Origin of the sequence: Aquabacterium sp., from assembly GCF_036279655.1 — a bacterium.
GTDB lineage: Bacteria > Pseudomonadota > Gammaproteobacteria > Burkholderiales > Burkholderiaceae_C > Aquabacterium.
The window spans coordinates 26750-37682 of record NZ_DASUIT010000117.1; the positions used below are offsets into that span (position 1 = coordinate 26750).

Below are 10933 nucleotides of genomic sequence, written 5' to 3' on the forward strand. Positions count from 1 at the left end.
CCCGACGCCACCCCGACGTGAGCAGCGCAGGTGTGTCCCGCGCAGCGGGACCGCCCCCGTGAAGCCCGGACGACAGGCACCCTCGGCCCGCGCCCCACGCTCCCCGCAAAAGCGCCCCCAAAACCTCACTTGCTGGAAGGCACCGTCCCATCCACGCCCTTGACGTAGAAGTTGATGCCGCCAAGGAACTTGTCATCCGCCACCACATCCTTGGCCAACACCTCCTTGCCATCCTGCCCCACGATGGGCCCCTTCCAGATCACGAAGCTGCCGTCCTTCAGGCCAGCCTTGACACCCTCGACCTTGGTCTTGAGCTCGGCCGGCACGGCATCAGAGACCGACACCAGATCGATCGCACCTTCCTTCACGCCCCACCACACGCCACCCGTCTTCCAGGTGCCCTCCAGCGCATCGCGCGTGGCCTTCACGTAGTAAGGCCCCCAGTTGATGATGGCCGACGCCAGGTGCGACTTGGGGCCGAACTTGCTCATGTCCGAATCCCAGCCAAAAGCGTACTTGCCCGCCTTCTCGGCCGTCTGCAGCACCGCGCTGGAGTCGGTGTTCTGGAACAGCACGTCTGCCCCCTGGTTCAGCAGGCTCTGCGCGCCTTCGGTCTCCTTCGGAGGATCAAACCAGGCATTGACCCACACCACCTTGGTCTTGATCTTGGGGTTGACGCTCTGCGCGCCCAGGGTGAAGGCGTTGATGTTGCGGATCACCTCGGGGATGGGAATGGAGCCCACCACGCCCAGCGTGTTGGACTTGGTCATGCCACCCGCGATCACGCCCGCCATGTAGGCACCTTCATAGGTGCGCGAGTCATAGGTGCGCATGTTCTCGGCCGTCTTGTAGCCCGTGGCGTGTTCGAACTTCACGGTCGGGCTGTCGGCCGCCACCTTGAGCATGGGCTCCATGTAGCCGAAGGTCGTGCCGAAGATCAGGGTATTGCCCTGTCCCACCAGATCACGGATCACGCGCTCGGCCTCGGGCCCCTCGGGCACCTTCTCGACAAAGCTGGTTTTGACCTTGTCGCCGAATTCCTTCTCGATGGCCTGACGCCCCTGATCGTGGGCGTAGGTCCAGCCTGCATCGCCCACCGGGCCCACGTAGGCAAAGGCAATGTTCAGCGGGCCTGTGGCGGCCACGGAGGCGGCAGATGCCGCCTCGGACGCAGCCGCGGGGGCCTCCTCCTTCTTGCCACAACCCACCAGGGCGGCGGTCACGGCCAGGCTGGTCCAGCCAGCCATCTTGAGCAAGGTGCGCTTGGACAAATCAGAACTCATGGCATCTCCAAGGTGTGAAAAACAGCGTGTCAACAAAAACGGTATACAAAAACAAGCAAGGATGATGCCGTTTCAGGCACCCGGATGGAAGGGCTTGCCCAGAGACGCCGGCATGTTGAGGCGGATCCAGGTCGGGTTGCGTGAGATCAGCACCAGCACCACGATGGTGGCCAGGTAGGGCAACATCGTCAGCCACTGGCTGGGAATGTCGACGCCCTGCCCCTGCAGATGAAACTGCAGCATGGTCACACCACCGAACAGATAGGCTCCCAGCAGCACCCGTGCCGGGCGCCAGGTGGCAAAGGTGGTCAGCGCCAGCGCGATCCAGCCCTTGCCCGCCACCATGCCTTCCACCCACAAAGGCGTGTAGACCACCGAGATATAAGCCCCAGCCACACCGCACAAGGCGCCGCCCGTCATCACGGCCGCCAGGCGGATGGGACGCACGGCGTAGCCCAGGGCATGCGCCGATTCGGGCGATTCGCCCACGGCGCGCAAGACCAGACCGGCACGCGACTTGAGCAGCATCCAGGCCAGCCCCGCCGCCAGCGCCATGGCCCCATAGACCAGCGGATGCTGCTTGAACAGCGCCACCCCGACAAAGGGCAGGTCCGACAGCACAGGGATCTCGAAATGCGGGCGCTCGGGCAAGCGCTCCTGTGTGTAGCGGATGCCCGCAAACGCGCTCACCCCAGCACCAAAGAGGCTCAGTGCCAGCCCCGTGGCGTATTGATTGGTGTTCAGCCAGATCACCAGCACACCAAAGAGCAGGGCCAGCGCCGCCCCCGCGGCCGCACCAGCGGCAAAGGCCAGCCCATCACTGCCGGTGTGTACCCCGGTGGCAAAACCGGCCACGGCCGCCACCAGCATCATGCCTTCCGCCCCCAGATTGACCACGCCCGAGCGCTCGTTGATCAGCAAGCCCAGGGCCGCCAGGGCCACCACGGTGCCCGCATTGAGGGTGGCGGCGATCAGCAGCGCCAGGGAATCCGCAGTCAGACCGGTCATTTGGAGCCCACCCAGCGCAAACGTTGATGGATGAAGGTGTCACAGGCCAGCAGCGCAAACAGCAGCAGCCCCTGGAAGACACCCGTGATGGCCTTGGGCAGGCCCAGGCGCGACTGCGCCAGCTCACCCCCGATGAAGAACATGCTCATCAGCACCGCCGACAGCACGATGCCCACCGGATGCAGGCGCCCCACGAAGGCCACGATGATGGCCGCAAAGCCATAACCCATGGGCACATAGGGCGTGAGCTGTCCTTGCGGCCCAGCCACATCCAGCGCACCGGCCAGGCCCGCCATGCCACCTGACAAGAGCAGCCCCGTCCACAGCGCCCGGCGCGACGAGAACCCGGCATAGCGGGCCGCCGCCGGTGCCAGGCCACCCACCTGCAACTGGAAGCCCGCGTAGGTGCGGAACAAGAACACGGTGAAGGCGGCCACCGCCACCAGGGCCACGATCACACCGGCATTCATGCGAAAGCCCTCGATCAGCTTGGGCACCCGGGTGGACTGCAAAAAGGTGATGGTCTGCGGAAAGTTGTAGCCCTGAGGGTCCTTCCAGGGGCCATAGACCAGGTAGCTCAGAAACATCTCGGCCACGTAGACCAGCATCAGACTGACCAGGATCTCACTGGCATTGAAGCGATCTCGCAGCGCCGCCACCACGCCCGCCCACAGCATGCCTCCCAGCACCCCGGCAGCCAGCACAGCGATCACGATCCAGGCGCCCGTATCCGGCGTGGCGCGCATGGCCACTCCCCCAGCCGCCACTGCGCCCATGATGAACTGCCCCTCGGCGCCGATGTTCCAGAGATTGGCTCGAAAGCACACCGCCAGGCCCAGCGCGATCAGCACCAGGGGGGTGGCCTTGAGGCTCAACTCGGCCAGGGCATAAGGGCTCTTGAGCGGCTCGATGAAAAACATCTGCAAGCCGGCCAGCGGGTCCTTGTCCAGCAGCACGAACAGGCCCACACCGATCAGCACCGTGATCACCAGGGCGATCAAGGGTGAGGTCAGCGACAGCAGGCGCGAGGGGGCCGGGCGGGGCTCAAGCTTGAACATACGCGCCCTCCTGCATCCACAGGCCACTCATCCACGAGCCGATCAGCTCGACCGTGGCCTCGGCCACATCGATGCTGGGCGACAGGCGGCCCTGGGACATCACCATCAGGCGATCGCTGATCTCGAACAATTCGTCCAACTCCTCACTGACGACCAGCACGGCGCAACCCGCATCCCGCAGGGCCAGCAATTCACCGCGGATTTGCGCGGCCGCGCCCACATCCACGCCCCAGGTCGGCTGGGACACCAGCAACACCTTGGGCTCAGCATCGATCTCGCGGCCCATGATGAACTTCTGCAGATTGCCGCCCGACAAGCTGCGCGCCAGGGCCTGTGGCCCGCCAGACTTGACCTTGTAGCGCTCGATCAGCTCCTGCGCCATGGCCCGCACGCCATGCACCCGCAACCAGCCCCCGGGGCCGATCGCGTCCGTGCGTGTGAGCAAGGTGTTGTCGGCCAGGCTCATGGTGGGCACGGCCCCACGCCCCAGGCGTTCCTCAGGCACGCTGTGCAGGCCCAGCTTGCGGCGCGCACGCGGTGAGGCCCGGCTCACGTCGTGTTCAAACAGTACGATGCGCCCCGGCGCCGCCCGCGTGTCCTCTCCGCTCAGAGCGGCCATCAGGGCCTGCTGCCCATTGCCCGACACCCCGGCAATGCCCAGGATCTCGCCCGAGCGCAAGGTCAGATTCACATCACGCAGATCGACACCGAAGGGATCCTGACGGGGCAGATCCAGGCCTCGCGTCATCAGGGCCACCTCACCCAGGGTGGGGCGGCTGCGCACCAGCTCGTGGGGATCCGTGCCGATCATCAGGCGCGAGAGACTGGCATTGGTCTCCTGGCGCGGGTCGACCTCACCGGTGACCTTGCCTGAGCGGAGTACCGTGCAACGATGGCACAGGGCCCGGATCTCATCGAGCTTGTGACTGATGTAGAGGATGGAGCAGCCCCGGTGCGCCAGTTGCCGCAAGGTGTCGAACAGCTTGTGGACGGCCTGGGGCGTCAGCACCGAGGTGGGCTCATCAAGGATCAGCAATTCAGGGTTGGTCAGCAGCGCCCGCACGATCTCGACCCGCTGGCGCTCGCCCACGCTCAGCGAATGCACCGAGCGTGCGGGGTCCAGCTCCAGCCCATAGTCGCCCGACACGTCGACAATGCGCGCGGTCACATCGGCCAGCGACATCTGTTTGTCCAGCCCCAGCCAGACATTTTCGGCCACCGTCAGGGTGTCGAACAAGGAGAAGTGCTGGAACACCATGCTGATGCCCAGAGCACGTGCCTCCTGGGGGGAGCGGACCACCACCGGACGGCCGTTGAAACAGACCTGACCGGAGTCGGCCTTGACCGCGCCGAAGATGATCTTCATCAGCGTGGACTTGCCCGCGCCGTTTTCGCCCAGCACGGCATGGATCTCGCCGGGCTCGACCTTCAGGCTGATGTTGTCGTTGGCACGCACCCCGGGGTACTGCTTGCTGATGTGCTTGAGTTCGAGCCGGTGGGTCATGGGTTCACGGTGTTCGATCAGGGCCGGATCAACCGGGGCGACGGTAGCGTGTCTGCCCCGCCACCAGGGTGCTGACCAGATTGCGGTCATCGCCCAGCGTCATCCAGGCAAAGACACGTTCGTGCAAGCTCGATGCCAGGCTGTCGCGGTGGCGGGCCACCTCGCCCACAGCCAGATCCCAGATGGTCAGGTCGGCCATCAAGCCCGGCTCGACACGCCCGATCTCGTCATCCAGGCCCAGGTGCCGCGCCGCCCCGCGCGTGGCGGTGTACAAGGCCTTCCAGGCGGTCAGGCGCTGCCCCTGCAGGGCCTGGATCTTGTAGGCATCGTGCATGGTGCGCAGCATGGACAGGCTGGTGCCCCCACCCACATCACTGGCCAGGCTCACGGCCACACCGGCGTCCTCGGCCTGACGCCAGTTGAACAGCCCGCTGCCCAGAAAGAGGTTGGACGAGGGGCTGTGCGCGATCTGCGCGCCATGCTCACGCAACACCGCACGGTCATCGTCATCCAGCCAGATGCCATGGGCCAGCACGGCCCTGGGCCCGATCAGACCATCGCGGTCATAGACATCCAGATAGCTGCGTGCATCGGGGAACAACTCGGCCACCCAGCGCACCTCATCGCGGTTCTCTGCCACATGGGTCTGCATGTAGACGCCACCGTGGTGCTGGCACAGGCGCCCTGCCATGGCCAGTTGCTCGAGCGTGCTGCAGGGCGCGAACCGCACCGTCACGGCAAAGGCCTGTCGATCGCGGCCATGCCAGCGGTCGATCAGGTCCAGGCAGTCACGCTCGGCCTGATCCACATCGTCGAGCAGGCCTTCGGGCGCGTGGCGGTTCATCAGCACCTTGCCGGTGATCAGGCGCATGCCCGCATCGGCCGCACGGCGGAACAAGGCTTCGGCGCTGACCTTGTGCACCGTGGGGAACACCACCGCGCTGGTGGTGCCGTGGGACCACAGCGCCCGCAAGAAGCGCTCTGCGCCCTGATACGACACCTGGGGGTCCGCATAGCGGCGCTCCGCCGGGAAGGTATAGGTATTGAGCCAATCCAGCAACTCGGTGCCAAAGCTGGCGATCACATCCAGCTGCGGGCAATGGACATGGGTGTCGATGAAGCCCGGCAGGATCAGGCGCCCCCGGTGATCCTCGATGGGCACCCCCCGCCATTCGGGCGGCAGGGATTCGCTGGCAGGCAGCACCGCCTGAATGCGCCCCCCGGCCAGCAGGACCAGGTGGTCGACCCGATAGCGCGGCCCAGCCCCCTCATCGGGTGCGGCAAAACCTGGATCCTGGACCAGGTCCAGCACATCGCCTCGCAGGATGCGGGCATCACGGTCAGGCGCGATCGAAGTGTCAAGCATGCAGGCGTTCCGTCGTCTGGGCCATGGTAGTTCATCGGGCAGGGCGTCCTGTCCGCAGACACCCTCAGGCCATGCAACTGTTGCGCCAATCGTATACAAAATACATCGCTGCGGTGTCGGGCATCCTGTTCAGCGGTACGCTGTGGCTGGAACGATGCTTGCTGGAGCACAGGTGTGAATCCCCCCCCAAACTCCCCCCCGACAGACTGCACCAATGCGGTGCCCCGCCCCGTGCGTTTTGTGCACCAGGGTCAGTTGAAGCAGGTGGCCGATCTGCCCCCCACCACCACGGTGCTGCAATGGCTGCGCGAGCACGCCCGCTGCACCGGCACCAAGGAGGGCTGCGCCGAAGGCGACTGTGGCGCCTGCACGGTCGTGCTCGGGCAGCCCGACACCTCGGCACCGGGTGGCATGCGCCTGCGCACCGTCAATGCCTGCATCCAGTTCCTGCCCACGCTGGACGGCCAGGCCTTGTTCACGGTCGAAGATGTCAGCGCCCTCAACGGCGATCAGCCTCACCCCTGCCAGCAGGCCCTGGTGAGCTGCCATGGCTCGCAATGCGGCTTCTGCACCCCCGGCTTCGTGATGTCACTGTGGGATGTCTATCAACGCCATGAGCAGGCCCCCTCCCGCGCCGAGCTGGCCGATGCCCTGGCGGGCAACCTCTGTCGCTGCACCGGCTACCGCCCCATCCTTGAGGCGGGTGAGCGGATGTTCGATGCGCCCCGCGCACCGCTGGACCTGAGCGCGGCACTTGGCGCCCTGCAGGCCCTGGGTGACGACCCTGCGCCCTTCATCTACGAAGCCCGCGATGCGGTCGACCCCGATCGGCGAGTGCGCTTCATCGCGCCCCGCACCCTGGACGATCTGGCCCACTGGCGCACCACCCTGCCCCAGGCCCGGCTGGTGGCCGGCGCCACCGATGTCGGCCTGTGGGTCACCAAGCAGCTCCAGTCCCTGGGCGACATCCTCTACCTGGGCCGCATCAACGAACTGCAGGCCATCGTGCTTGAAGAAGGACGGGGCGAGCACCCGGAGCCCCCCCAAGCCCTGCTGATCGGCGCAGGCGCCTCGCTGGAAGCAGCCTGGAGCACCCTGACCCACCATGTGCCCGCCCTGGGCGAGATCTGGCGGCGCTTTGCATCGCCCCCCGTGCGGCATGCCGGCACCCTGGGTGGCAACATCGCCAATGGCTCACCGATCGGCGACAGCGCCCCCGTTCTGCTGGCCATGGGCGCCGAGATCGTGCTGCGACAAGGCCAGCACACCCGCACCCTGCCCCTGAGCCACTTCTACCTGGACTACATGAAAAACGCGCTGCAGCCCGGTGAATTCGTCCAGGCCCTGCGCGTGCCGCTGCTGGCGCCAGGCCAGTCCCTGCGGGCCTACAAGATCAGCAAGCGCCGCGACAGCGACATCTCCGCCGTCTGTGCCGGCCTCTGGCTGGACCTCGATGGCGAGCGCATCCGCGATGCCCGCGTGGCCCTGGGCGGCATGGCCGCCACGGCTCGGCGTGCACCGCTGACCGAGGCCGCGCTGATCGGCCAGACCTGGAGCGAAGCCACCTTGCGCCAGGCCCAGAGTGCGCTGCACCAGGACTTCACGCCCCTGAGCGACATGCGCGCTTCGGCCGACTACCGCCTGACCGTGGCCTGCAACCTGCTGGAGCGCTGGTGGCTGGAAACCCGCCCCAGCGATGCCCTGCCCGCCTCGGTGGTGCAGGTCTGGCCCGCGTCGGCCTGAGACGCCCGGGAGCCATCGTGAACCATCCCATCGACATGCCCATGCCCGCGAGCACCGCCACCCCGAGCCCCCAGGGTGAAGCGGGTCGCCCCCTGCCCCACGAATCCGCCCACCTGCACGTCAGCGGCCGCGCGCCCTACACGGACGACATCCCCGAGGTGATCGGCACCCTGCATGCCGCCCTGGGGCTGTCGCCTGTGGCCCATGGTCGCCTGCTGGGCATCGACACGGACGCCCTGCGGGCCTTGCCTGGCGTGGTCGATGTCATCACCGGAGCCGATCTGGTCGGCGTCAATGACTGCGGCGCCCTGGTGCATGACGACCCCATCCTGGCCGCTGAGCTCGTGCACTACCTGGGCCAACCCGTGTTTGCCGTGCTGGCCACGGACCGCGACAGCGCCCGTCGTGCGGCGGCACGTGCTGCCCAGGTGATCCGCATCGACCCTCTGCCCGCCCTCCTGACCCCGCAGGAGGCCCACGCTGCCGCCCGCTACGTGGTGCCCCCCATGCACATGCAGCGGGGGGATGCCGCCCAGGCCCTGGCCCAGGCGCCACACCGGTTGCACGTGCGTGTCCAACTGGGTGGGCAGGAGCACTTTTACCTGGAAGGCCACGTCTCTTATGCCCTGCCCCGCGAGGACCAGGGTATGTTGGTGTACTGCTCCACCCAGCACCCCAGCGAGATGCAGCACGTCGTGGCCCACACCCTGGGCCTGCACGCCCACCAGGTGCAGATTGAGTGCCGCCGCATGGGGGGCGGCTTCGGTGGCAAGGAATCGCAATCGGCCCTCTTTGCCTGTGTGGCCGCCTTTGCCGCCCGCAAGCACCAGCGCCCCGTCAAGCTGCGCCTGGACCGTGATGACGACATCATGATCACCGGCCGCAGGCACTGCTTCGAGACAAAAATCGACCTGGGGCACGACGATCAGGGCCGCATCCTGGCAGCCCAAGCCGAACTGGTCGCCCGCGCGGGCTTCTCCGCCGACCTGTCAGCCCCGGTGATGGCCCGGGCGCTGTGCCACTTCGACAATGCCTACTGGCTGCCCCATGTGGACTTGCACGGCTACTGCGCACGCACCAACACGCAGAGCAACACAGCCTTTCGGGGCTTTGGCGGCCCCCAGGGCGCCTTTGCCATCGAGTACGCCATCGACACCATCGCCCGCCGACTGGGACGCGATGCGCTGGATGTGCGCCTGGACAACCTCTACGGCACCGATGCCCATAACGTCACCCCCTACGGGCAGGTGATCCATGACAATGTGCTGCGCCCCCTGATCGACGAACTGGTGGTCAGCGCCGACTACCGGGCGCGCCGCCAGGCCGTGGCGGCCTTCAACGCGGGCAGCCCCGTGCTCAAGAAAGGCCTGGCGCTCACGCCGCTCAAGTTCGGTATCTCCTTCAATGTGGTTCACCTCAATCAGGCCGGCGCCCTGGTGCACATCTACAGCGATGGCAGCGTGCTGGTCAACCATGGCGGCACAGAGATGGGCCAGGGCCTCAACACCAAGGTAGCCCAGATGGTGGCGCAGACCCTGGGGGTGGGCCTGCAGCGCGTTCGCGTCACGGCCACCGACACCCACAAGGTGGCCAACACCTCGGCCACGGCGGCATCCACCGGCACGGACCTCAATGGCAAGGCGGCCCAGGCCGCCGCGCAAACCCTCATCGATCGGCTCACCACCTTCCTGGCCGCAACGCACCAGGTGCCACCCGAATCCATCCGCTTTGCGCAGGACCAGGTGCAGGTGGGCACTCAGCACCTGAGCTTCGAGCAGGTGGTCAGCGCCGCCTACCTGGGCCGGGTCCAGCTGTGGTCGGACGGCTTTTATGCCACCCCCGATCTGCACTGGAACCGCGAGACCATGCAGGGCCACCCCTTCTACTACTACGCCTATGGCGCGGCGGTCAGCGAGGTCCTGGTCGACACTCTCACGGGCGAGATGCGCGTGCTGCGCGCCGATGTGCTGCACGATGTGGGCCGCTCCATCAACCCGGCCATCGACATCGGCCAGGTCGAAGGCGCCTTCATCCAGGGCATGGGCTGGTTGACCAGCGAAGAGCTCTGGTGGCACCCCAGCAGCGGCAAGCTGATGACCCACGCCCCCTCGACCTACAAGATCCCCACGGCCAGCGACTGCCCGGCGGATTTCCGCGTGAAACTGTTCGAGAACCAGAACGTGTCCGACTCGGTCTACCGCTCCAAGGCCGTGGGCGAGCCGCCTCTCTTGCTGCCCTTCTCGGTGTTCTTTGCCATCCGGGACGCCATCTCCAGCGTCAGCGCGCACCGTGTGGACCCGCCTTTGCGGGCCCCCGCCACGCCCGAGGCCATTCTCTCGGCCATCCAGGCCGTCAAGACCTCATGAGCACGCCCACGGCCCAGGCCCTGCATCAGGCGGCACGCCGCTGGCTGCTGGCCACGCAGCCCGAGCCTGCCATCGTGGTGCAGGTGGCCGACATCAAAGGCTCCACACCCCGCGCCACCGACGCCCGCATGCTGGTGTCCGCCAGCGAGGCCCTGGGCACCATTGGCGGCGGTCATCTGGAGTGGCAGGCCATCGGCATGGCGCGCCATGCGCTGCGCGAGGCTGCGGGGCGCATCACCCCCTGGCAACACACCTTCCCCCTGGGCCCCACCCTAGGTCAATGCTGTGGCGGCGTGGTCGTGCTGCGCTTTGACCCCTTGAACGCCGATACCCTGGCGCAATGGCCCGCACCGCCCTGCCGCTTCCAGCTGGACCTGCATGGTGCCGGTCACGTGGGCCAGGCCGTGATCAAGCTGCTGGGTGACATCGACTGCCGTGTGCGCTGGATCGACCAGCGTCTGGACGACGCCGACCTGCCGCCGGGCGACCGGGCCGCGCTGGGCCTGCCCTCGGGCGCCGAACGCGCCGCCCTGCCGGCCCACATCGACTGCCTGCAGACGGAAGATGCCGCCACCGAAGCGGCCCGGGCGCCCTGGGGCAGCCGC

The 10933-nt window shown here is 67.0% G+C and carries 8 protein-coding genes; 3 read left to right on the forward strand and 5 right to left on the reverse strand.

Annotated features, from left to right (window positions below):
- Positions 1-125 precede the first annotated feature (125 nt).
- The 5 genes from VFW84_RS13415 to guaD form a co-directional block, all read right to left on the reverse strand.
- The gene (locus tag VFW84_RS13415; RefSeq protein ID WP_329680963.1) at positions 126-1283 is read right to left on the reverse strand and encodes a BMP family ABC transporter substrate-binding protein; all 1158 of its coding nucleotides are present in this window, start codon (positions 1281-1283) and stop codon (positions 126-128) included.
- Positions 1284-1355: 72 nt separating this feature from the next.
- Positions 1356-2291, reverse strand: a complete 936-nt coding sequence (locus tag VFW84_RS13420; RefSeq protein ID WP_329680964.1) for an ABC transporter permease — start codon at positions 2289-2291, stop codon at positions 1356-1358.
- Positions 2288-3349: an ABC transporter permease gene (locus VFW84_RS13425; protein ID WP_329680965.1), complete on the reverse strand. Its 1062-nt coding sequence runs from the start codon at positions 3347-3349 to the stop codon at positions 2288-2290. The genes VFW84_RS13420 and VFW84_RS13425 overlap by 4 nt, the downstream gene beginning before the upstream one ends.
- Positions 3336-4853 (reverse strand): ABC transporter ATP-binding protein, encoded by a 1518-nt coding sequence (locus VFW84_RS13430; protein ID WP_329680966.1) that lies wholly within the window; start codon positions 4851-4853, stop codon positions 3336-3338. Before VFW84_RS13430 ends, VFW84_RS13425 begins: the two co-directional genes overlap by 14 nt.
- 28 nt (positions 4854-4881) lie before the next feature.
- On the reverse strand, positions 4882-6219 hold the full coding sequence (gene guaD, locus VFW84_RS13435) for a guanine deaminase (RefSeq protein ID WP_329680967.1): 1338 nt from the start codon (positions 6217-6219) through the stop codon (positions 4882-4884).
- 174 nt (positions 6220-6393) lie between these two features.
- Here guaD and xdhA point away from each other — a divergent pair, with 174 nt between their 5' ends.
- The 3 genes from xdhA to VFW84_RS13450 form a co-directional block, all read left to right on the forward strand.
- On the forward strand, positions 6394-7962 hold the full coding sequence (gene xdhA, locus VFW84_RS13440; protein ID WP_329680968.1) for a xanthine dehydrogenase small subunit: 1569 nt from the start codon (positions 6394-6396) through the stop codon (positions 7960-7962).
- A 41-nt stretch (positions 7963-8003) separates the two neighbouring features.
- Positions 8004-10328, forward strand: a complete 2325-nt coding sequence (gene xdhB / locus VFW84_RS13445) for a xanthine dehydrogenase molybdopterin binding subunit (RefSeq protein ID WP_329680971.1) — start codon at positions 8004-8006, stop codon at positions 10326-10328.
- On the forward strand, positions 10325-10933 hold a 609-nt coding region (locus VFW84_RS13450; protein ID WP_329680969.1), incomplete at its 3' end, for an XdhC family protein. The genes xdhB and VFW84_RS13450, both read left to right, overlap by 4 nt.

Coding starts and splice junctions, on each gene's coding strand:
- VFW84_RS13415 (WP_329680963.1), bottom strand. CDS start 1,283: ATGAGTTCTGATTTGTCCAAGCGCACCTTGCTCAAGATGGCTGGCTGG.
- VFW84_RS13420 (WP_329680964.1), bottom strand. CDS start 2,291: ATGACCGGTCTGACTGCGGATTCCCTGGCGCTGCTGATCGCCGCCACC.
- VFW84_RS13425 (WP_329680965.1), bottom strand. CDS start 3,349: ATGTTCAAGCTTGAGCCCCGCCCGGCCCCCTCGCGCCTGCTGTCGCTG.
- VFW84_RS13430 (WP_329680966.1), bottom strand. CDS start 4,853: ATGACCCACCGGCTCGAACTCAAGCACATCAGCAAGCAGTACCCCGGG.
- guaD (WP_329680967.1), bottom strand. CDS start 6,219: ATGCTTGACACTTCGATCGCGCCTGACCGTGATGCCCGCATCCTGCGA.
- xdhB (WP_329680971.1), top strand. CDS start 8,004: ATGCCCGCGAGCACCGCCACCCCGAGCCCCCAGGGTGAAGCGGGTCGC.